Genomic DNA, 19,914 nt, shown 5'->3' with positions numbered 1-19,914 from the left:
GGTGCCCGAAATCGACGCTCGCAACCCCGTTGGCGGGGCCCGGAACACGCCTGGAGCCGGTGGCACAGCCACCGGCTCCGTACGTGAGCGCTAAAAGGATCGGCCCTGAGCGGCTAGGCCGCCGCGGGGAGAGTCCTAGGCCGCCAAGCGTCCCGGTTCGATTCGAACGCGGCGATCTTGTCCTCGTCGCGGAGCGTCAGCGCCACGTCGTCGAGGCCCTCCATCATCCGCCAGCGCAGGAACTCGTCGAACTCGAAGGCCCAGGTGCGGTCCCCCGCACGGACTTCGCAGGCCTCCAGGTCCACGGTGACCTCCGCGTCCGGGTTGACCTCGGCGAGGTGCCACAGCTCCTCGACGGCCGCCTCGGGCAGCTCCACAGTCAACAGACCGTTCTTGAGGGAGTTGCCGCGGAAGATGTCGCCGAAGCGCGGGGCGATGACCGCCTTGAAACCGTAGTCCTTCAGGGCCCAGACGGCGTGCTCGCGGGAGGAGCCGGTGCCGAACTCGGTGCCCGCGACGAGGATCGTCGCGCTCTTGTACTCGTCCTGGTTCAGGAGGAACTTCTCGTCCTCGCGCCACTCGGCGAACAGGGCGTCCTCGAAGCCGGTCTTGGTGACCCGCTTCAGGTAGACGGCCGGGATGATCTGGTCGGTGTCGACGTTCGAGCGGCGCAGCGGGGCCACGCGGCCGGTGTGGGTCGTGAACTTGTCCATGTCCCTTGCCCTTCCTACAGGTCCGCGGGGCCGGCGAGGCGGCCCGCGACGGCGGTGGCGGCGGCGACGGCCGGGCTGACCAGGTGGGTGCGCCCGCCCTTGCCTTGGCGGCCCTCGAAGTTGCGGTTCGAGGTGGAGGCGGCCCGCTGGCCCGGCGTGAGCTGGTCCGGGTTCATGCCCAGGCACATCGAGCAGCCCGCGAAGCGCCAGTCGGCGCCCGCCTCGATGAAGACCTTGTCGAGGCCCTCTTCGATGGCCTGCTCGCGGACCTTCGCGGAGCCGGGGACGACCATCATGTTGACGCCCTCGGCGACCTTGCGGCCCTTGATGACGTCGGCGGCGGTGCGGAGGTCCTCGATGCGCCCGTTGGTACAGGAGCCGAGGAAGACCACGTCCACGCCGATCTCGCGCATGGGCGTGCCCGCTTCGAGGCCCATGTACTCCAGGGCGCTCGCGGCCGTGGTGCGCGCGACGGCGTCGTCCAGGTCGGCGGGGTCGGGGACGTTCCCGGAGAGCTCGACGCCCTGGCCGGGGTTGGTGCCCCAGGTGACGAACGGGCTCAGGGTGGCCGCGTCGATGACGATCTCCTTGTCGAAGACGGCGCCCTCGTCGGTCTTGAGGCCCTGCCAGTACTCGACGGCGGCGTCCCAGTCCTCGCCCTGGGGCGCGTGGGGGCGGCCCTGGACGTAGGCGAAGGTCTTCTCGTCGGGGGCGATCAGGCCGGCCTTGGCGCCCCACTCGATCGACATGTTGCAGACCGTCATCCGGCCCTCCATCGAGAGCTCCTCGATGGCCTGGCCGCGGTACTCGACGATGTGGCCCTTGCCGCCGCCGGTGCCGGTGATCGAGATGATCTTGAGGATGAGGTCCTTCGCGGAGACGCCCTCGGGGAGGGAGCCGTTCACGGTGACGGCCATGTACTTCGGCTTCGCCTGCGGCAGGGTCTGCGTGGCGAGGACGTGCTCGACCTCGCTGGTGCCGATGCCGAACGCGATGGAGCCGAAGGCGCCGTGCGTGGAGGTGTGCGAGTCGCCGCAGACGACGGTCATGCCCGGCTGGGTGAGTCCCAGCTGGGGTCCCACGACGTGGACGACGCCCTGGTTCTCGTCGCCGAGGGAGTGGATGCGGACGCCGAACTCCTCGCAGTTGGCGCGGAGCGTCTCGATCTGCTTGCGGCTGGTGGGGTCCGCGATGGTGAAGAGGTTGTCGGTGGGCGTGTTGTGGTCCTCCGTGGCGATCGTGAGATCGGTGCGGCGGACCTTGCGCCCGGCCTGCCGCAGGCCGTCGAAGGCCTGGGGGCTGGTCACCTCGTGGAGGAGGTGCAGGTCGATGTAGAGCAGGTCCGGCTGCTGGCCGCCGGTGCGGACCACGTGGGCGTTCCAGACCTTCTCGGCGAGGGTCTGCGGTCGCGCGCCCTCAGCTTCGTGTGGTGTACGTGACATCTCTGTTCCCAGTCGTTGGACTTCTCGAAATATGGGAGGTAATGTTCAGCTCGTGAGAACGAATACTATCAGCGGAGTGGGCGTCCTCGACAAGGCGGTGCTCATCCTCACTGCTTGCACCAACGGCGCCAGCCTGGCTGAGCTCGTGCACGAGACGGGATTGCCCAGGGCCACGGCCCACCGCCTCGCGCAGGCCCTGGAGGCCCACGAGATGCTGCAACGCGACCACGAGGGGCGCTGGCGTCCCGGCCCGAAGCTCGGCGAGCTCGCCGGGTCGACGGCCGACGTCCTCCTCAGCGCCGCCGAACCGGTCCTCAACCTGCTGCGGGACCAGACCGGCGAGTCGACCCAGCTGTACCGCAGGAGGGCCGACGAGCGCGTGTGCGTCGCCGCGGCCGAGCGCGCCTCCGGGCTGCGCGACACCGTCCCCGTCGGCGCCGCCCTGCCGATGACCGCCGGGTCCGGCGCCCAGGTGCTCCTCGCCTGGGAACCCCCTGAAGGAATCCTGCCCCTGCTGCCGAAGTGCCGCTTCTCCTCCAAGACCCTCGCCGAGGTCCGCCGCCGCGGCTTCGCGCAGTCGGTCGCCGAGCGCGAGCCCGGCGTCGTCAGCGTCTCCGCCCCCGTCCGCGACAAGACCGGCCGCGTCGTCGCCGCCATCTCCGTGTCCGGCCCCATAGAGCGTCTGGGACGCCGCCCCGGCGACCGCCTCGGCATGGCGGTCATCCGCGCCGGCCAGAAGCTCTCCGGCCTGTAGCCCTGCGAACCCCTTCGACCCCTGAGACGGCGAAACGGCCCGGCGGATCACCGCCGGGCCGTTTCCTCGTCTTACGCCTCGGCGGCGACGAGCATCTCCTCCGCCTTCGCCACATGCTTGGCGTGGCGGCGGCGCTCGTCCTCCAGCAGCGGCGAATCGGGGGCGTGGGCTTCGAGGTACGCGATCGCGACCGCGTCGTCCTGGCAGCGCCCGAACCGGTTCTGGACCTTCCTGGCCTCCGCGGCGACGGCTTCGGCGTCCTCACCGAGGACCGCGGCGGCGTCCGCGGTGTACCGGGTCTTCTTGGCGGCGTTGCGGGCCCGGTGCCGCGCCGCGTCCGCGTCCGCGGCCCCGCCGGTGGCCGCCAGCGCCCGCAGCATGTCCTGCCGCGAGGCCTCCACGATCGGCCCGAGCACGTCCGCGGCGGGCCGCTCGGCTGCGGAAGCGAACACGGGCGCCTCGGCCAGCGCCGCTGCGGCGTCGAGCAGCTTCGCGGTCCGCTCCCGGCGCATCACCTGCTCCAGCGGCCCGTACGCGTCCCGCTCCTGCGCTTCGAGCGCCGCGAACCACGCGGGCCGCTCCTCCCCCAAGCGCTTCGCGAACCGCGTCCGCAGCACTTCGAGGTCCCGCACCTTCCCCAGCTCGTCGGCGAGCCACCGCAGGCGCCTGCGCTTCAGCGGCACCTCCGCGTACAGCGCCGAGTACGTCGACAGCACCGACCTGAGCCTGCGCGTGGCCACCCGCATCCGGTGCACCGCATCGGGCTCGCGCGCGATCACCGGCTCCCGCCACTCCCGCAGCGCCGCCGCCTGCACGGCGAGGTACGCGTGGACGCCGTCGCCGGCACTGGTCTCGGTCATGAAGCCCTCCAAGCTCGAAGCCCGTCACGGCCGTGTGCCCTGCCGCACATGCCCGGAACCGCGGATCGCGACAGTCGTTCTCAAGACCGTGAACGTGCTAAATTATAGTCAGACTGGTCAGACTTTCCGGAAGAGCGGGGGTGGGACGATGCACTGGCAGGTGCAGGACGCGAAGAAGCGCTTCAGCGAGCTGGTCCGGGCCACCAGGACCGAAGGCGCGCAGTTCATCACGCGGCACGGCCACGAAGAGGCCGTGATCCTGAGCGTGGAGGACTACCGGCGGCTGACCGGAGCGCCGTCGTTCAAAGAGTGGCTTCGGGAACCGCCCTACATCGACGACTTCCCCGACACCTCGGACCTCCGCAGGGAACTGCCGCCGGAGCGGGACCTGGGGCTCGACCTGTGAAGTACCTGCTCGACACCAACGTGCTGAGCGAACTGCGGCGCCCCGAACCGAACCGGGGCGTCATGCGCTGGTACGACGCCACCGCCGATACCGACTTGCACTTGAGCGTCATGACCGTCGGCGAGTTCCGCAAGGGGCTGGCGCGCCTGCGCCGGAAGGACCGTGAACGCGCCGCGGCCCTGGCGCAGTGGCTCGACCGGCTCCTCGCGCCCTACGAATCGCGGGTCCTCCCGATCACCCCGGAGATCGCCAACGTCTGGGGCGAGCTCAACGACCCGGAGCCGGTCCCGGTCATCGACGCCTTCATCGCCGCCACGGCCATCGTCCACGACATGGTCCTGGTGACCCGCAACGTCAAGGACTTCGAGCGGACCGGCGTCCGCGTCCTCAACCCGTTCGGATGAGCGATGCGAAGGGCCCGGCGGAGATCCGCCGGGCCCTTCGCGTGCGTCCTACTGGAGGGCGCCGACGGCGGCTTCGATCTCGGCTCGGAGGGCCGGGCTCTGGAGCTGGTGTTTGACCTGTTCGATGACGGGGGCGAGGAACTGGTCGGGGCCGGGCTTGCCCGCGATGGGGGCGACGGCGGCGATGGCGGCGCGGGCGGCGGGGCTCGGGATGAGGGGTTGGCGCAGCTGGAGCCCTTGGACGGCGGCGAGGAGCTCGACCGCGAGGAGGGTGCCGAGGTTGTCGATGATCGTGCGGAGCTTGCAGCCCGCGGCCCAGCCCATCGAGACGTGGTCCTCCTGCATGCCGGAGGTCGGCACGGAGTCGACCGAGGCGGGCGAGGCGAGGCGGCGGTTCTCGGCGACGATCCCTGCGGCGGTGTACTGGGCGATCATGAGGCCGGAGTTGACGCCCGGGTCGGGGCTGAGGAATGCCGGGAGGCCGCGCGAGCGGGTGACGTCGAGGAGGCGGTCCACGCGGCGTTCGGAGATCGAGCCGACGTCGGCGGCGGCAATGCCGAGGAAGTCCGCGGCGTAGCCGAGGGGCGCGCCGTGGAAGTTCCCGGTGGACTCGACGCGGCCGTCCGGCAGGACCACGGGGTTGTCCACCACCGAGAGGAGTTCGCGGGCCGCAACGGTCTCGGCGTAGTCGAGGACGTCGCGCGCCGCGCCCGCGACCTGCGGGGCGCAGCGCATCGAGTACGCGTCCTGCACGGCGTGCGCGGTGTCGTTGCGGTGCGAGTCCATCACTTCGGAGTCCTGGAGCAGCAGGTGGATGTTCGCGGCGCTGCGCGCCTGCCCCGGCTGCGGGCGGATCTCGTGGAGCTCGGGCTGGAACGGCCGGTCGGAGCCGAGCATCGCCTCGTTGGAGAGCGCGGCGCACACGTCGGCCATCGTCAGCAGGTGCCGCAGGTCGGCGACCGCGAGCAGGAGCATCCCCAGCATCCCGTCGGTGCCGTTGATGAGCGCCAGGCCCTCCTTGGAGGAGAGCGTGATCGGCGCGAGCCCCGCCGCTTCGAGGACCGGACCCGCCTCCGCACGGGTCCCGTCCGCCGCCAGCACCCAGCCCTCGCCGAGGAGCACGATCGCGCAGTGCGCCAGCGGCGCGAGGTCCCCGGACGCGCCGAGGGAGCCGTGCCTAGGCACCCACGGCGTGACGTCGGCGTTCAGCAGCGCGGCGAGGGCGTCGGCGACTTCGGGGCGGACCCCGGAGCGGCCCATGGCGAGCGAGCGCAGCCGCAGCAGCATCATCGCGCGCACCACTTCGACGGGCATCGGGTCGCCGACCCCGGCGGCATGCGAGCGGATCAGCGCGTGCTGGAGCTCGGCGCGCCGCTCGGGCGCGACGAACGTGTTCGCGAGCGCCCCGAACCCGGTCGAGACGCCGTAGACGGGGCGCCCGTCGCGCTCGATCGCGTCGACCACGGCGCGGCTGCGCGCCATGGCCTCCCGGGCCTCGTCGTCGATGACGACCCGGGCGCGGTCGCGCGCGACCGCGACGACCTCCTCGGGCGACACGGGGACCGGTCGGATGTGGACCGTGGACATCGCTGCTCCTCTAGTTGACGACGCTGCCGCCGTGTATGACGGACTGGACCAGGGGCGTCCCCGGCCGGTAGGCCAGGTGGACGTAGGAAGGTGCGTCGAGCACGACCAGGTCGGCGCGCGCGCCCGGGACGATCCGGCCGATGTCGCTGCGGCGCAGCGCATCCGCGCCGCCCGAGGTCGCCGCGTCGAGGGCCTCGGCGGGCGACATGCGCATCTCCCGGACCGCGAGCGCGATGCAGAACGCCATGCTGGAGGTGTAGGAGGAGCCGGGGTTGCAGTCGGTGGCGAGCGCGACGCGCGCGCCCGCGTCGAGGAGGCGCCGCGCGTCCGGATAGGGCGAGCGCGTCGAGAACTCCGCGCCCGGGAGCAGGGTGGCGACGGTGTCCGAGTTCGCGAGGGCGTCGACGTCGGCGTCGGAGAGGTGCGTGCAGTGGTCGGCGGAGGCGGCGCCGAGCTCCACGGCGAGCCGCACCCCGGGGCCTTCGGTGAGCTGGTTGGCGTGGATGCGGGTCCCGAGCCCGGCGGCGGCGCCCGCAGTGAGGACCGCGCGGGCCTGGTCGCCGTCGAAGGCGCCGCGCTCGCAGAACACGTCGATCCACTTCGCATGGGGCGCACAGGCATCGAGCATGGGCCCGGTGACGAGCGCGGTGTACTCGTCGGCATCGGCGCCCGCGGGGACGGTGTGCGCGCCGAGGAACGTGGTCTCGTCGGTGAACTCGCCCGCGATGCGCAGGGAGCGCAGCTCGTCCTCGACGGAGAGCCCGTACCCGGACTTGATCTCCACAGTGGTCGTCCCCTGGCGGAGCATCTCGGCGGTGAGGCGGGCGCAGTTCTCGCGCAGGCGGTCGTCCTTCGCACGGCGGGTCGCGGTCACGGTGGTGCGGATGCCGCCGCCGTCGTAGGGCTCGCCGTTCATGCGCGCGTCGAACTCGCCGGAGCGGTCGCCCGCGAACACGAGATGGGCGTGGCTGTCGACGAACCCGGGGATCACGGCGCGGTTGTCGAGGTCGAGGTACTCGTCGGCGGCGGGCCGGTTCAGGCGGTGGCCGACCCAGGCGATCTTCCCGTCCTCGACGACGATCGCGGCGTCGTAGTAGATGGTGCCGTCGTCGTCGGCGGAGAAGAGTTCGCCGATGCCGTCGATGAGGAGGCTCTTGTGCGGGCTCATTGCCACAGTTCCCCGATCGTGTCGCGCAGTTCCGCACCGGCGTCGATGTACCGGTGGCGTCCTTCGTGGACGATGTGGCGGCCGTCGGCGATCACGTCCGCGATGTCGGCCGCGGTGGCGGCGTAGGCGATCCCGTCGGGGCGGGCGCCCGCGGTGCGCGGCGTGTCGAGGGCGACCGCCACGAGGTCGGCGCGGGCGCCGGGCTCGATGCGGCCCGCGTCGGGGAAGCCGAGACCTGCGTGGCCGGTCGCCATGTCCAGCAGGGCGTCCGCGGTGAACCGGCCGCGCTCCTCGCTGACGAGGCGCTCGTGCATCTCGACGGCGCGGGCCTCCTCGAACATGTCGATCACCGCGTTGGAGTCGGTCCCTAGGGTCAGGCGCACCCCGGCGTCGGCGAGCGCGCGGGCGGGGCCGATGCCGTCCGCGAGGTCGCGTTCCGTGGTGGGGCAGAACGCGACGCCGGTGCCGGAGCGGGCGAGGAGTTCGATGTCGTGGTCGGCGAGGTGCGTGGCGTGGACGGCGGTGAGGTCGGGGCCGAGGAGCCCGCAGCGCTCCAGGAGTTCGGTGGGCGTGCAGCCGTGCTCGGCGCGGCAGGCCTCGTTCTCGGCGCGCTGCTCGGAGAGGTGCACGTGGACCGGGCGGCCCTCGGTGGAGCACGCGAACGCGGCGATGGCCTCTTCGGGGACGGCGCGTACCGAGTGGACGGCGCCGCCGAGGACCGCGTGCGGCGGCAGGTCGAGGCGCTCGACGCGGTCGAGCCAGCCTTCGAGGCTGCCGTCGCCGAAGCGCTCCTGCGCGGGTTCGAGGGGCTTGCCGAAGCCGCCGGAGAGGTACAGCGTGTCGAGGAGCGCGATGCGGATCCCGGCGTCGGCGGCGGCCTGGATCAGGGCCTCCCCCATGGCGTTCGGGTCGTCGTAGGGGCGCCCGCCGGGCCGGTGGTGGAGATAGTGGAACTCGCCGACGCACGTGATCCCGGCGAGCGCCATCTCGGCGTAGACCGCACGGGCGAGCCGGTGGTAGGAGTCGGGGTCGAGGCGACCGGCGAGGGTGTACATGCCCTTGCGCCAGGTCCAGAAGGTGCCCTTGCCATCGTGGGTGCGCCCGCGCAGGGCCCGGTGGAACGCGTGCGAGTGCGCGTTCGCGAAGCCGGGCAGCACGAGCCCGCCGAGGATCTCGCCTCGCGGCGCGGCGCCCGGGACGACGGCGGTGATGCGGCCCTGGTCGACGTCGATCGCCACGGATTCGGCGACGCCGCCGGGCAGGCGGGCGTACCGGGCCCAGTAGGTCAGCACGCGAGGTCCCGCAGCACCGCCGCGAGGGCCTCGACGCCGGCGGCGCAGTCCTCGTCGCTCGCGCCCTCCCCCAGTGCGTGCGAGACGCCGGTGGGGTTGCGCACGAACAGCATCGCGGTCGGCACGTGCGCGGCGAGCACTCCTGCGTCGTGGCCCGCGCCCGTGGGGAGGACCGGGACGCCGCCGAGGAGGTCGGCGAGGCGGTCGCGCAGCGACGCGTCGAACTCCACGATCGGGGTCTCCGACTCAGGCTCGATCGTGAAGCCGGTACCGTCCCTCTTCGCCCGTTCGGCCACTTTGGACTCGAAGCCGGTGAGGATCTCCGAGAGCACGGCCTCGTCGGGCGCGCGCGAGTCGAGCCAGGCGGTGACCTGCGACGCGATCGCGTTCGTGGCGTTCGGGACGGCTTCCACGCGCCCGACGGTGGCGAGGCCCCCGGCGAGGCGAGCCTCCTTGCGGGCGGCGAGGACCGCGAACGCGAACGTGAGCATCGGGTCGCGCCGGTCCGGCAGGCGCGTGGTCCCGGCGTGGTCGCCCGCGCCGGTGAACGTCATGCGCCACCGACCGTGCGGCCAGATGGCGCTGGCGACGCCCACGGGCGCTTCGAGCGAGCGGCCCTGCTCCACGTGGAGTTCCACGAAGGCCGAGAGGTTCGCGAGCCGCTCGGGGTCGGGGCCGAGCGCGTCGGGGTCGGCCCCGGCTTCGCGCATGGCGTCGGCGAGCGTGGTCCCGGACGGGTCGGTGAGCGCGCGGGCCCGGTCGGGGTCGACGACTCCGGTCATGAGACGCGTGCCGAGGCAGGGGACACCGAACCGGCCGCCCTCTTCTTCGGTGAACGCGCCGATGACGATGGGCCGCTTGGGTTCGGCGCCCGCCGCGCGGAGTTCGTCGATGGCGAGGAAAGCGGAGACAATCCCGAGCGGGCCGTCGTAGGCGCCGCCGTGCGGGACGGAGTCGAAGTGGCTGCCGGTGAGGACGGCGCGCCGGTCGGGGGCCGCGCCGGGCGGGACGACCGCTTCAGGGGCGAGGTCCCACCAGGCGTAGCGATTGCCGTTGCGGTCGGTCTCGACGAGCAGGCCGCGCTCGGCCGCCTGCGCGTCGAACCAGTCGCGGAGCGCGAGATCGGCCGCGCTCCAGGAGAACCGCAGATACCCTCCGGTGTCAGCAAGGCCGATGCCGGTGATCTCGTCCCAGAGGCGGCGGAACCCGGTGGCGTCCATCAGGACTCCCGCGCGGGGATGCGCACGCCGTTGGCCTCGGCGGTGCGGTCGGCCTCCTCGTATCCGGCGTCGACGTGGCGGATGACGCCCATCGCCGGGTCGTTGGAGAGGACCCGTTCGAGCTTCTGCGCGGCCAGCGCGGTCCCGTCGGCGACGCTGACCTGCCCGGCGTGGATCGAGCGGCCGATGCCGACGCCGCCGCCGTGGTGGATCGAGACCCAGCTCGCGCCCGACGCGGTGTTGACGAGGGCGTTGAGCAGGGGCCAGTCCGCGATCGCGTCGGAGCCGTCCTTCATGGACTCGGTCTCGCGGTAGGGGCTGGCGACCGAGCCGCAGTCGAGGTGGTCGCGCCCGATGACGATCGGGGCCTTCAGGGTCCCGTCGGCGACCATCTCGTTGAAGCGCACGCCCGCGAGGTCGCGTTCGCCGTGGCCGAGCCAGCAGATCCGGGCCGGGAGGCCCTGGAAGGCGACGCGGTCGCGGGCGAGCGTGATCCAGCGGTGCAGCGACCGGTGCTCGGGGAACAGGTCGAGCACGGCCTTGTCGGTGGCGGCGATGTCGGCCGGGTCGCCCGAGAGCGCGGCCCACCTGAAGGGGCCCTTGCCTTCGCAGAACAGGGGCCGGATGTAGGCGGGGACGAACCCGGGGAAGTCGAAGGCCCGGCCGAAGCCGCCCGCGAGGGCTTCGCCGCGGATCGAGTTGCCGTAGTCGAAGACCTCGGCGCCCGCGTCGAGGAAGCCGACCATGGCCTCCACGTGGCGGGCCATGGACTCGCGGGCGCGGTCGGTGTACCCGTCCGGATCGGCCTTCGCGAGGTCCGCCGCATCCTCAAGGGACAGACCCGCCGGGATGTACGAGAGCGGGTCGTGCGCGGAGGTCTGGTCGGTGACGATGTCGACCTCGATGCCCCGGGCGAGCAGCTCGGGGAGCACTTCGGCGGCGTTGCCGACCAGGCCGATCGACTTCGCTTCGCCCGCCTGCTTGGCGGCGAGGGCCTGGGCGACGGCGTCGTCCAGGTCGGCGGCGACGGTGTCGAGGTAGCGGGTCTCCACGCGCCGCTGGAGGCGGTGCGGGTCGACCTCGACGATGAGGCACACGCCGTCGTTCATGGTGACGGCGAGCGGCTGCGCGCCGCCCATGCCGCCGCAGCCCGCCGTCAGCGTCAAGGTGCCTTTCAGGCTGCCGCCGAAGCGTTTCGCGGCGACGGCGGCGAACGTCTCGTACGTCCCCTGAAGGATTCCCTGGGTCCCGATGTAGATCCAGGACCCGGCGGTCATCTGCCCGTACATCGTGAGCCCGAGGGACTCCAGGCGCCGGAACTCGGGCCAGGTCGCCCAGTCGGGCACCAGGTTCGAGTTCGCGATGAGCACGCGCGGAGCCCACTCGTGGGTGCGCATGACGCCGACCGCGCGCCCCGACTGGACCAGGAGGGTCTCGTCGGGGGCGAGGGTCAGCAGGGTCCGCAGGATCGCGGCGAGGTCGTCGCGGCTGCGCGCGGCCTTCCCCGTGCCGCCGTAGACGACCAGGTCCCCGGGGCGCTCGGCGACCGCCGGGTCGAGGTTGTTCTGGAGCATCCGGTAGGCCGCCTCGGTCTGCCAGGTCCGGCAGTGCAGGTCGGTCCCGTGTGGTGCGTGCATGTCGCTCCCCGCTCAGAGGTTGCCGCGCTTGGCCTGCTCCTTCTCAAGGGCCTCGAAGAGGGCCTTGAAGTTGCCCTTGCCGAAGCTCAGCGAGCCGTGCCGCTCGATGATCTCGTAGAACATCGTGGGCCGGTCCTGCTGCGGCTTGGTGAAGATCTGGAGCATATAGCCGTCCTCGTCCCGGTCGACCAGCACACGCCGCTTCTGGAGCTCCTCGATGGGGACGCGCACGGTGCCGATCCGCTCGCGCATCTCGGGGTCCTCGTAGTAGGCGTCGGGGGCTTCGAGGAACTCGACGCCCCGTGCGCGCATGGCGTCGACGGCCGCGAGGATGTCGCTCGTGGCGAGTGCGATGTGCTGCACGCCGGGGCCGCCGTAGAACTCCAGGTACTCGTCGATCTGCGACTTCTTCTTGCCCACGGCGGGCTCGTTGATCGGGAACTTGATCTTGCGGGTGCCGTTGGCGACGACCTTGCTCATGAGCGCGGAGTACTCGGTGGCGATGGCGTCCTCGACGAACTCGACGATGTTCGTGAAGCCCATGACCCGCTCGTAGTACTCGACCCACTCGCGCATCTTCCCGAGCTCGACGTTGCCGACGATGTGGTCGATGGCCTGGAAGAACCGCTTTTCGGGCGGGGCGACCATCGGGTCGGCGGCGACGAAGCCGGGCAGGAACGGGCCGGTGTACTTCGAGCGGTCGATGAGGACGTTCCGGGTCTCGCCGTAGGTGCCGATGACGGCGCGGCGGATCGTGCCGTGCTCGTCGGTGAGGTCGTGGGGCTCCTCGACGGCGATGGCGCCCTGCTTGATCGCGTGCGCGTAGTTCTTGTCCACATCGGGCACTTCGAGCGCGACTTCGATGACGCCGTCGCCGTGGCGGGCGTAGTGCTCGGAGGCCGCGGAATCGGCGGTGGTGCCGCCCGCGAGGACGAAGACGACGCCGCCGGACTTGAGCGCGTACTCGGCGTGCTCGCGGTAGCCCTGCTCGGGGCCGCGGTAGGCGAAGAGCGTCATGCCGAACGCGGTGGAGTAGTAGTGGGCGGCCTGGCGGGCGTTCCCGACGTAGTACTTGACGTGGTCCCAGCCCTTGATCGGGAAGGCGTCCTCGCGGATGTCGTGCTCGACGGCTCCGACCAGGCCCGGGTCGGTGTCGGCGGAGCGGTTGGCGGTGTCGACCATGGCGGCCTCCCGTAGTCCTCGTGGGGCTGTTGAGCGGGGCGGTGGCCCCTGTGGCCTTGATCATTGTTCACGTCGCGGCACTGGGCAAGCAGTTCCCCGAAAGCTGGTCAACTTGCGCAGATGTACCAGAGAGCAGGCGCATACACTGATCGATATGACCAGTGGAACGGGTATCGACGCGCTCGATGCCAAGCTCATCGAACTCCTTGAGGCCGAGCCGCGCATCGGGGTCCTCGAATGCGCCCGGCGGCTCGGGGTCGCGCGGGGGACCGTGCAGGCGCGGCTCGACAAGCTCGTCGCGCGCGGCGTCGTGCGGGACTTCGGGCCGCGCGTCGACCCAGCGGCGCTCGGCTACCCGGTGACGGCGTTCGTGACCCTGGAGCTGCGGCAGGCCGTGGGTCACCAGCCGATGGCGCAGCGGCTCGCGCGCATCCCCGAGGTCCTGGAGGCGCACACCGTGACCGGCGCCGGGGACATGCTGTGCCGCATCGTCGCCCGCACGAACGCGGAGCTCCAGGACGTCATCGACCGGGTGCTCGCCAGCGAGGGCGTGCTGCGCGCGACCACGGTGATCGCGCTCGCGGAGCAGATCCCCCACCGCACGCTCCCGCTGGTCAAGGAGGCCGCGGGGCTCAACTGACGGCGGGCAGGATCGTCCCGGTGACCTCGCCGAGGCCGATGACCGACCCGTCCGGGCCGGGCGCGGTGGCCTCGATCGTCACGGTGTCACCGTCTTCGAGGAAGGCGCGGGTCTCGCCGTCGCCGACCGTCACGGGCTCCTTGCCGCCCCAGGTCAGCTCCAGGAACGAGCCGCGCTCGTCGGCCCCGTCGCCGGAGACCGTCCCGGACGCGTACAGGTCCCCGGTGCGCAGCGACGCCCCGTTGACGGTCATGTGGGCGAGCATCTGGGCGGGGGTCCAGTACATGCCCTTGAACGGCGGCCGGGACACCTCTGTGCCGTTCCAGCGCAGCGACATCGACAGGTCGTAGCCGAAGCGCTCGGCCTCCCGGAGGTACGCGAACGGCGCCGGGTCCTGCACGGGCGCTTCGGCTTTCGCGGCCGCGAGCGCGTCGAGCGGGGTGACCCAGTGGCCGATCGAGGTCGCGAAGGACTTCCCGAGGAACGGGCCGAGCGGCACGTACTCCCAGGCCTGGATGTCGCGGGCGGACCAGTCGTTGACGAGGACCGCGCCGAAGACGTGCTCGGTGAAGTCGTCCGGGCTCACGGGCGTGCCGAGGTCGGAGCCGACGCCGACGACGAAGCCCACTTCGGCCTCGATGTCGAGGCGCGCGCTGGGGCCGAACTCGACCGGCCCGTCGGGGGTCTTGCGCTGGCCGCGGGGGCGGACCACGGGCGTGCCGGAGGGGACGACGGTGCCGGAGCGGCCGTGGTAGCCGACCGGGAGGTGCTTCCAGTTGGGCAGCAAGGGCTCCGAGTCGGGCCGGAAGAGGCGGCCGAGGTTCGTGGCGTGCTGCTCGGAGGCGTAGAAGTCCACGTAGTCGGCGACGCTGAACGGAAGGTGCATGCGGGCCTTGTGGACCGGGGTCAGGAGCGTCGCGGACTGGTCCTGGTGGCGGCGGTCGGCGAGGAGCTCGGTGAGCTGGTGGCGCACGAGGCGCCACGCGGGCGGGCCCATCGCGAGGAAGGCGTTGAGGTCGTGCTCGTGGAACGCGGGGCGGATCCACGGCAGGAAGAACTGGCCGGTGGCGAGCGCGCGCAGGTCCAGGGCCTGGTCGCCGATGCGGACCCCGATGCGCGGGGCCGGGTCCTTGCGGGTCGAGAAGACGCCGTAGGGCAGGTGGGCGAGGCCGTAGGGGCCGGGGTCGGCGCCCTCGACCCAGCTGGTGGCGGCGGTCATGCGGCGTCCCCTCGGTGTAGGAGTCCCAGGTCCAGGAGGTCTTGCAGCGGCTCGTTGATCGAGCACGAGCCGAAGCCGGTCCACAGCGCGCGCGGGCGGGCGAGGAGGCGCTTCGCGCGGGCGGCGAGGTCGGCGGCGTCTTCGGAGGCGAGGACCGCGGCGGTCGCGTCCGGGTCGTTCTCGGCGACCGTGTCGGCGGCGACCAGGACGTTCACGAAGCCGTGGTGCTTGACGCCGGTGACGGGGTCGCGGTGGCGGATCGCGCGGTGCAGGCCCGCGGTGAGCTTGAAGCGCATGCCGCGGCGGCGGCACGCGTGCATGGCGGCGGCGAGGGCCTCGGGGGCCGGGAACAGGTCGGCGGTGAGGCCGCCGGTGCGGAACTTCGGGGTGAACCCGGTGGGCCGGACCGCGTCGATCGCGTCCTCTTCGAGGGGGATCTCGGCGTAGACGGGCTTGCCCGCGAGGTGCTTCGCGAGGTCGTCGAGGGGGCGGCGCGACTCGTAGTGCGCGACGGTGACCTGCGGTCCGAGTGCTTCGACGGCGTCGAGGACCGTCGCGGGGTCGCCGTCGACGATCACGGCGATGCGCAGGCCGGTGCGGCCGGGGTCGAGGGCGGCGAGGCGCGTCTGCGGGATCAGGAGCGGGCCGACGAGCGGCTCGTACCAGGACTGCCGGTAGCCGCGGTGGGCGGGGACGGCGGCTTCGAGCGGCGCGTTCCCGGGCGGGAAGAGCGCGGCGTCGTCGATCAGGTCCCGCAGCGCCGCGGGGATCATTCCGGCCATACCCAGAGCCTAGAGCCGTTGCGCGCACCGGTCCAGCGGTCCGCGCAAGGCGTGCGCACTGGTGCGCGGAGCGGTCGAAATCGACTCCCCGGAGCGTTATCCTCGGGGCATACCGTGACGGGGGCGACACCCACGGCCGCCGTCCGATCCGACAAAGGAGTCGTCGTGCCGTTCTACCGTTCGGTCGGGCAGATCCCCGACAAGCGACACACGCAGTTCCGCCAGGACGACGGGAGCCTGTACTCCGAGGAGCTCATGGGCCAGGAGGGCTTCTCCTCGGACTCGTCGCTCCTGTACCACCGCTACCGGCCCACTGCCATCAGCTCCAGCACCGAGCACCGGCCGGAGAAGGCCGAGCCGTCCCCGAACCACCCGCTCAAGCCCCGCCACTTCCGCACCCACAAGCTCGACGCCGCCGGGGACGCGGTCTTCGGCCGCGAGCACCTGCTGTCCAATGCGGACGTCAGGATCTCGTACTCCGTCGCCGACAAGCCCTCGCCCCTGTACCGCAACGCCATCGGTGACGAGTGCATCTACGTCGAGTCCGGCGCCGCGCGCGTCGAGACCTCCTTCGGCGCCATCGACATCGGCCAGGGCGACTACCTCATCATGCCGATGTCCACGATCTACCGCGTGCTCCCCGAAGGCGACGAGCCGCTGCGGACCCTCGTCATCGAGTCGACCGGGCACATCACGCCGCCCAAGCGGTACCTGTCGGTGCGCGGCCAGTTCCTGGAGCACTCGCCGTACTGCGAGCGGGACCTGCGCAGCCCCGCGGAGCCGCTGCTCGTCGACGGCGAGGACGTCGACGTGTACGTGCAGCACCGCGGCCGCGGGACGGCCACGCTGTGGACGAAGTTCACGTACGCGCACCACCCGTTCGACGTCGTCGGCTGGGACGGCTGCCTGTACCCGTGGGTGTTCTCCATCCACGACTACGAGCCGATCACCGGCCGCATCCACCAGCCGCCGCCCGCGCACCAGGTGTTCCAGGGCCCGAACTTCGTGGTCTGCAACTTCGTGCCGCGCAAAGTGGACTACCACCCGGACGCGATCCCGGTGCCCTACAACCACCACAACGTCGACTCCGACGAGGTCATGTTCTACTGCGGCGGCAACTACGAGGCCCGCCGCGGCTCCGGCATCGAGCAGGGCTCCATCTCGCTGCACCCGTCCGGCTTCACCCACGGCCCCCAGCCCGGCGCGCCCGAGCGCTCGATCGGCGCCGAGTTCTTCGACGAACTCGCCGTCATGGTCGACACGTTCCGGCCACTGGAGCTGTGCGAACCGGCCCTCGACGTCGAGGACACGAACTACGCCTGGACCTGGAACCGCGACCCGGGTCTGTAGTTCGGCACTGTGCTCCCGGTAACGGGGCCGCCCGCGCGGGCGGCCCCGTTTTCCGGTCGCCCGCGCGGGCGCGGGGCCGATACAGTGGACCGGCCGGCCGCGGGACTCAGGTGCGATTTCCGGACTCGTTTTGTGAGCGACCTTTCGCCATCGCGCCGCCCGCTCCCCGGCCGGCACCCCCGTTCCCCTCCGAATGCTGAAGGCCCCCAATGGAGTCCGTCGCCGACCTCACCGCCGCCGAGGACGTGCTGCTGTTCGTGAACGCGGCCGTCGCCGCCACCGGGCAGGACGAGTTCCACACCGGGAGGGAACGCCAGACCTGGTCGGTGGACTTCCTCCACGAGTACATGCTCGTGAACTACCGCGACCTGTATGCCGCCGCACTCGCCCTCGGGATCAACGACCGCAATAAGTCCCGGATCGTGCAGCGGCTCCTGAGCAGCGGCGCCGACGCGGCGCCCGCGCAGCGCGCCGTCGAGGGCCGCCTCATCCGGCGGGCCCTGCGCGACCTCCCGGCCTCGCGCGTGTACCGCCTGTTCACGGCCCTCCAGAAGGCGAAGGTCAACAACCGGCGCACCCGCGCCGTCATGCGCGAATGGCTCGCGGCGCGGCCGGATCTCGGCTTCGAGGCCGTCAAGTACCGCGGCGCGTTCAAGCGCGCCGCCGTCCACGCGCACCTCGACCTCGACGGGCTCCCCGGTGAGGCGGGCGACGAGCTCGCCGCGTTCCTGTTCGCGCCCAAGGCGACCGGGAAGTTCCGCACGCCGCTGTTCGAGACGTGGCGGCGCGCCCACTACGAGCGGGCCGCGGTCTTCGAGCTGCCGTACACCGTCGCCGAAGGCTTCGCGGCCGCGCACCGCATCCCCCGCGGGGCGTTCCTGGAAGGGATCGCGCCGCAGCTCACCGGGAAGGAGCGGCTGCGGCTCCAGCGCAGCGGCGGCGAGGCCGTCGCGCTCGACGCCGCCGCGCTCGGGCGGATGCCGCTGACCAGGCTCGCCGCGTACGTCCTCGCGATCCCCGCGGACGAGCGCGAGGAGCGGCGCGCAGAACTCACGGGCGCGCTGCGGGCCGCGGCGCGCCGGACCGCCGGGGACCGGGCCGGGACGTGGGGCGCCGTTGCGGCCGTCCTCGACGACTCGTACTCGGCGAGCGGCTCCACCGAGAAGCGGCGGCGGCCCCTGGTCGTCGCGCTCGCCGCGCACTTCCTGCTCGAAGCGCTCGCGGGCGAGTACCGGCCGCTGTGGCTCTCTGGGAACGACGATGCGCTGCTGGCGAAGCCGCGCGGCGTCACCGCGCTCGGCGAGCGGATCCTCGACGCTCTGGAGACCGGGCCGGAGACGCTCGTCGTCGTCTCCGACGGCTGGGACAACGCGCCCGCCGGGCTCGCCGCGGAGGTCCTGCGCGTCTGGGCCGTGCGCCTCGATCCGCAGCGGCGCACCGCGATCGTGCACCTGAACCCGGTGTTCGACGCCGACGGCATCGGCGTGCGCCGCCTCGCCCCCGGCGTGCCCACCGCGGGCATCCGCGACGCCGAGGACCTGCCCGAGCTCGTGGCGTTCGCCCGCTTTGACGACGGCCGCTCCGGGATCGCCGAATTGCGCGCCGCCGTCGACGCGCGCGTCGAGCGCTGGCTCGCCGAGGAGGACAGATGAGCCGCTTGACGTTCGCGGGTCTGGAGACCCGCCCGGGCCAGGTCTGGGGCCAGGTCCGGCTGGTGCCGCTCGTGCGCGAGGCGCCCGTGCAGGGCCTGCGCATGCACCCCGGCGGGCTGGAGGACCTGGGCCTGCCCGCGGACGGCTGCTGGTACACGCCGCACGGGCTCACCGCCGAGTGGACCGGCGACGGCTCGGGCGTGCCCGAGTTCGGGACCGCGATGCGGATGGCGGCGTCCACAGTGCGCGGTTCACGGCGGCCGAAGGCGAAGCCGCGGTTCGGGGACCGGCGCACCCGCGTGCGGTTCGTGCCGCGCCGCGGCGCGCTGGAGACGTACCTGCCGCTGGCGTTCAGGGCCCCGGTCATCGCCTGGCCGGAGTGGTCCTCGCGGGCGTTCCGGCACAGCCTGCTGCCGCAGCCGGACCGCACGTACTCGGGCGCTTTGGTCGACGGCCTCGCGGATGCGTTGCGGGTCTTCGAGATCCATCCCGGCCAGTGCGGCGTGCTCGTGTACGTCGCCGACGCGCTCTCCGGGGTCCTCGTCACCCCGCACCCCGACGACTACCGGTGGCTGCACCCGACACTCGTCGAGGACTCCTACGGCGAGCTGATCTGGCGGTACTCGATGCTGTACGTCGCGGTGCCCGAGTTCGAGGCCCGCATCGACGAGTCCCGTGTGGACTCGCTCGCGGACCTGCGGGCCCAAGCCCGCGCCGTCCAGCGCGAATGGGCCGCGTTCCACGACGGGACCCTCGCGGCGGGTCTCCTCGACCCCGAGTACCACTTCACCGAGACCTACGCGATGGCGGACTTCCGCCTCGTCAGGTACCGTCCCGAGTTCGCCTCAGTAGGCGAAGCCCATGTGGGCGAGGCGATCCTGGACGCGCAGGGCCGCCCCGCGTTCCTCCAGTCGTTCCGGCTCTCCGAGACCCACGTCCGCCGGGCGCGGCTGCTTGAAGCCCTCTCGAACAACGAGTGGCGCCTCGACGAGACCGCCGAAGCGCTCGGCCTGTCGGCGCCCGCGCTCGTCGCGCTGCTGCACAACTCGGACCTGGACTGGATGCTGCGCCGCGACATCAATCAGGAATTGCACTCTCATTCCAAAGGTGGCCAGGGCGCAACACCCTGCCGAAGGACAGAAATGCATGATAGGGGTTGATGTGCCCTCACAACGAACTCGATTGCTTCATTGACCGAGACCCCCATATGCCAAACCCAGTCCATTCCTGTCGCAACGACTCGGCCGGTTCTATCGATGAAAACACTGGATCCGCTCATCCATTCAGCAAATGGAAACCAATCTCCACCAAGAGCCTCACTAAGCTCATCCGCTAGTACATGATGACCGGATCCCGCTAGGATTGGATCTACCACAAGCGCCTCATCATTGCTGAAATTCGGCCCCGTCGTGTTCAGCGGAGGAATCTCAATTCCGCCGAACGATGAAAGGGCAGCTTTAGAGACCGAGGATGATATGAAACCCTGTGGCTCAAGTTCATTCATCCAAGGCGTGATATCAACCTGTCGATCTTCGCTCCAACCAACGTCATGTAGGGCGCGCAAGGTTGGGAGACTGAACGGATCAGCCCACATGCCCTCTCCCAC

Annotated in this window: 19 protein-coding genes; 7 read left to right on the top strand and 12 right to left on the bottom strand. The window is 71.6% G+C overall.

The genetic code is table 11. The features are described 5' to 3' along the window. Positions 1-113: 113 nt before the first annotated feature. Both leuD and leuC read right to left on the bottom strand, forming a co-directional pair. A complete protein-coding gene (gene leuD, locus WA640_RS05770) occupies positions 114-713 on the bottom strand; it encodes a 3-isopropylmalate dehydratase small subunit (protein WP_106365003.1) in 600 nt (199 codons plus the stop codon). 14 nt (positions 714-727) lie between these two features. Continuing rightward, positions 728-2,155: a 3-isopropylmalate dehydratase large subunit gene (gene leuC, locus WA640_RS05765; RefSeq protein ID WP_106365004.1), complete on the bottom strand. Its 1,428-nt coding sequence runs from the start codon at positions 2,153-2,155 to the stop codon at positions 728-730. A 67-nt stretch (positions 2,156-2,222) separates the two neighbouring features. On the opposite strand from leuC, the gene WA640_RS05760 reads away from it, so the two are divergent. Then, the gene (locus WA640_RS05760) at positions 2,223-2,909 is read left to right on the top strand and encodes an IclR family transcriptional regulator (RefSeq protein WP_030157516.1); all 687 of its coding nucleotides are present in this window, start codon (positions 2,223-2,225) and stop codon (positions 2,907-2,909) included. 71 nt (positions 2,910-2,980) lie between these two features. Here the strand turns inward: WA640_RS05760 and WA640_RS05755 are convergent, their stop codons facing one another. After that, positions 2,981-3,769: a CHAD domain-containing protein gene (locus tag WA640_RS05755; RefSeq protein WP_335986562.1), complete on the bottom strand. Its 789-nt coding sequence runs from the start codon at positions 3,767-3,769 to the stop codon at positions 2,981-2,983. A 148-nt stretch (positions 3,770-3,917) separates the two neighbouring features. Between WA640_RS05755 and WA640_RS05750 the strand changes: the two genes are divergently transcribed. Next, positions 3,918-4,175 carry a type II toxin-antitoxin system Phd/YefM family antitoxin gene (locus tag WA640_RS05750; RefSeq protein ID WP_335986560.1) on the top strand — a complete coding sequence of 86 codons (258 nt, stop codon included), beginning with the start codon at positions 3,918-3,920 and terminating at the stop codon, positions 4,173-4,175. Next, positions 4,172-4,579 carry a type II toxin-antitoxin system VapC family toxin gene (locus tag WA640_RS05745; RefSeq protein ID WP_335986558.1) on the top strand — a complete coding sequence of 136 codons (408 nt, stop codon included), beginning with the start codon at positions 4,172-4,174 and terminating at the stop codon, positions 4,577-4,579. Before WA640_RS05750 ends, WA640_RS05745 begins: the two co-directional genes overlap by 4 nt. A gap of 48 nt (positions 4,580-4,627) precedes the next feature. On the opposite strand, the gene hutH is transcribed toward WA640_RS05745, so the two are convergent. Genes hutH through hppD form a run of 6 tightly spaced genes read right to left on the bottom strand, consistent with a single transcriptional unit; the run spans position 4,628 to position 12,665 of the window. Further along, complete coding sequence (hutH, locus tag WA640_RS05740) at positions 4,628-6,166, bottom strand: histidine ammonia-lyase (RefSeq protein ID WP_335986557.1); 1,539 nt, start codon at positions 6,164-6,166, stop codon at positions 4,628-4,630. A gap of 10 nt (positions 6,167-6,176) precedes the next feature. Further along, the gene (hutI, locus tag WA640_RS05735; RefSeq protein WP_335986556.1) at positions 6,177-7,334 is read right to left on the bottom strand and encodes an imidazolonepropionase; all 1,158 of its coding nucleotides are present in this window, start codon (positions 7,332-7,334) and stop codon (positions 6,177-6,179) included. Further along, positions 7,331-8,626: a formimidoylglutamate deiminase gene (locus tag WA640_RS05730; RefSeq protein ID WP_335986555.1), complete on the bottom strand. Its 1,296-nt coding sequence runs from the start codon at positions 8,624-8,626 to the stop codon at positions 7,331-7,333. Before WA640_RS05730 ends, hutI begins: the two co-directional genes overlap by 4 nt. Further along, entirely contained in the window at positions 8,620-9,846 is a 1,227-nt protein-coding gene (locus WA640_RS05725; protein WP_335986553.1) for an allantoate amidohydrolase, read from the bottom strand. The genes WA640_RS05730 and WA640_RS05725 overlap by 7 nt, the downstream gene beginning before the upstream one ends. Then, positions 9,846-11,483: a urocanate hydratase gene (gene hutU / locus WA640_RS05720; protein WP_335986552.1), complete on the bottom strand. Its 1,638-nt coding sequence runs from the start codon at positions 11,481-11,483 to the stop codon at positions 9,846-9,848. Before hutU ends, WA640_RS05725 begins: the two co-directional genes overlap by 1 nt. A 12-nt stretch (positions 11,484-11,495) precedes the next feature. Then, a complete protein-coding gene (hppD, locus tag WA640_RS05715) occupies positions 11,496-12,665 on the bottom strand; it encodes a 4-hydroxyphenylpyruvate dioxygenase (RefSeq protein WP_335986550.1) in 1,170 nt (389 codons plus the stop codon). A gap of 154 nt (positions 12,666-12,819) precedes the next feature. Here hppD and WA640_RS05710 point away from each other — a divergent pair, with 154 nt between their 5' ends. Further along, on the top strand, positions 12,820-13,305 hold the full coding sequence (locus WA640_RS05710) for an Lrp/AsnC family transcriptional regulator (protein WP_335986549.1): 486 nt from the start codon (positions 12,820-12,822) through the stop codon (positions 13,303-13,305). Here the strand turns inward: WA640_RS05710 and fahA are convergent. Continuing rightward, the gene (gene fahA / locus WA640_RS05705; RefSeq protein WP_335986548.1) at positions 13,298-14,524 is read right to left on the bottom strand and encodes a fumarylacetoacetase; all 1,227 of its coding nucleotides are present in this window, start codon (positions 14,522-14,524) and stop codon (positions 13,298-13,300) included. The two genes, WA640_RS05710 and fahA, sit on opposite strands and share 8 nt — an antisense overlap. After that, a complete protein-coding gene (locus tag WA640_RS05700; RefSeq protein WP_335986547.1) occupies positions 14,521-15,306 on the bottom strand; it encodes a hypothetical protein in 786 nt (261 codons plus the stop codon). Before WA640_RS05700 ends, fahA begins: the two co-directional genes overlap by 4 nt. 165 nt (positions 15,307-15,471) lie before the next feature. On the opposite strand from WA640_RS05700, the gene WA640_RS05695 reads away from it, so the two are divergent. The 3 genes from WA640_RS05695 (at position 15,472) to WA640_RS05685 (ending at position 19,468) form a co-directional block, all read left to right on the top strand. Beyond that, on the top strand, positions 15,472-16,656 hold the full coding sequence (locus WA640_RS05695; RefSeq protein WP_335986546.1) for a homogentisate 1,2-dioxygenase: 1,185 nt from the start codon (positions 15,472-15,474) through the stop codon (positions 16,654-16,656). 209 nt (positions 16,657-16,865) lie between these two features. Continuing rightward, positions 16,866-18,308: a hypothetical protein gene (locus WA640_RS05690; protein ID WP_335986545.1), complete on the top strand. Its 1,443-nt coding sequence runs from the start codon at positions 16,866-16,868 to the stop codon at positions 18,306-18,308. Continuing rightward, positions 18,305-19,468 carry an ARPP-2 domain-containing protein gene (locus tag WA640_RS05685; RefSeq protein ID WP_335986543.1) on the top strand — a complete coding sequence of 388 codons (1,164 nt, stop codon included), beginning with the start codon at positions 18,305-18,307 and terminating at the stop codon, positions 19,466-19,468. The genes WA640_RS05690 and WA640_RS05685 overlap by 4 nt, the downstream gene beginning before the upstream one ends. On the opposite strand, the gene WA640_RS28785 is transcribed toward WA640_RS05685, so the two are convergent. Further along, the gene (locus tag WA640_RS28785; protein WP_442904688.1) at positions 19,405-19,902 is read right to left on the bottom strand and encodes an SUKH-3 domain-containing protein; all 498 of its coding nucleotides are present in this window, start codon (positions 19,900-19,902) and stop codon (positions 19,405-19,407) included. The genes WA640_RS05685 and WA640_RS28785 overlap by 64 nt on opposite strands. Positions 19,903-19,914: the final 12 nt, after the last annotated feature.

The organism is Glycomyces sp. MUSA5-2 (assembly GCF_037034145.1).
Lineage (GTDB): Bacteria > Actinomycetota > Actinomycetes > Mycobacteriales > Micromonosporaceae > Glycomyces > Glycomyces artemisiae.
Note: the sequence above shows the minus strand (reverse complement) of the source record. Positions and strands in the feature narration are given on the sequence as shown.

Bases quoted from the DNA above. Each gene is read 5' to 3' on its own strand.
- leuD (WP_106365003.1), bottom strand. From the start codon at position 713: ATGGACAAGTTCACGACCCACACCGGCCGCGTGGCCCCGCTGCGCCGC.
- leuC (WP_106365004.1), bottom strand. From the start codon at position 2,155: ATGTCACGTACACCACACGAAGCTGAGGGCGCGCGACCGCAGACCCTC.
- WA640_RS05755 (WP_335986562.1), bottom strand. From the start codon at position 3,769: ATGACCGAGACCAGTGCCGGCGACGGCGTCCACGCGTACCTCGCCGTG.
- WA640_RS05750 (WP_335986560.1), top strand. From the start codon at position 3,918: ATGCACTGGCAGGTGCAGGACGCGAAGAAGCGCTTCAGCGAGCTGGTC.
- hutH (WP_335986557.1), bottom strand. From the start codon at position 6,166: ATGTCCACGGTCCACATCCGACCGGTCCCCGTGTCGCCCGAGGAGGTC.
- hutI (WP_335986556.1), bottom strand. From the start codon at position 7,334: ATGAGCCCGCACAAGAGCCTCCTCATCGACGGCATCGGCGAACTCTTC.
- WA640_RS05725 (WP_335986553.1), bottom strand. From the start codon at position 9,846: ATGGACGCCACCGGGTTCCGCCGCCTCTGGGACGAGATCACCGGCATC.
- hutU (WP_335986552.1), bottom strand. From the start codon at position 11,483: ATGCACGCACCACACGGGACCGACCTGCACTGCCGGACCTGGCAGACC.
- hppD (WP_335986550.1), bottom strand. From the start codon at position 12,665: ATGGTCGACACCGCCAACCGCTCCGCCGACACCGACCCGGGCCTGGTC.
- WA640_RS05710 (WP_335986549.1), top strand. From the start codon at position 12,820: ATGACCAGTGGAACGGGTATCGACGCGCTCGATGCCAAGCTCATCGAA.
- fahA (WP_335986548.1), bottom strand. From the start codon at position 14,524: ATGACCGCCGCCACCAGCTGGGTCGAGGGCGCCGACCCCGGCCCCTAC.
- WA640_RS05700 (WP_335986547.1), bottom strand. From the start codon at position 15,306: ATGGCCGGAATGATCCCCGCGGCGCTGCGGGACCTGATCGACGACGCC.
- WA640_RS05690 (WP_335986545.1), top strand. From the start codon at position 16,866: ATGGAGTCCGTCGCCGACCTCACCGCCGCCGAGGACGTGCTGCTGTTC.
- WA640_RS05685 (WP_335986543.1), top strand. From the start codon at position 18,305: ATGAGCCGCTTGACGTTCGCGGGTCTGGAGACCCGCCCGGGCCAGGTC.
- WA640_RS28785 (WP_442904688.1), bottom strand. From the start codon at position 19,902: ATGTGGGCTGATCCGTTCAGTCTCCCAACCTTGCGCGCCCTACATGAC.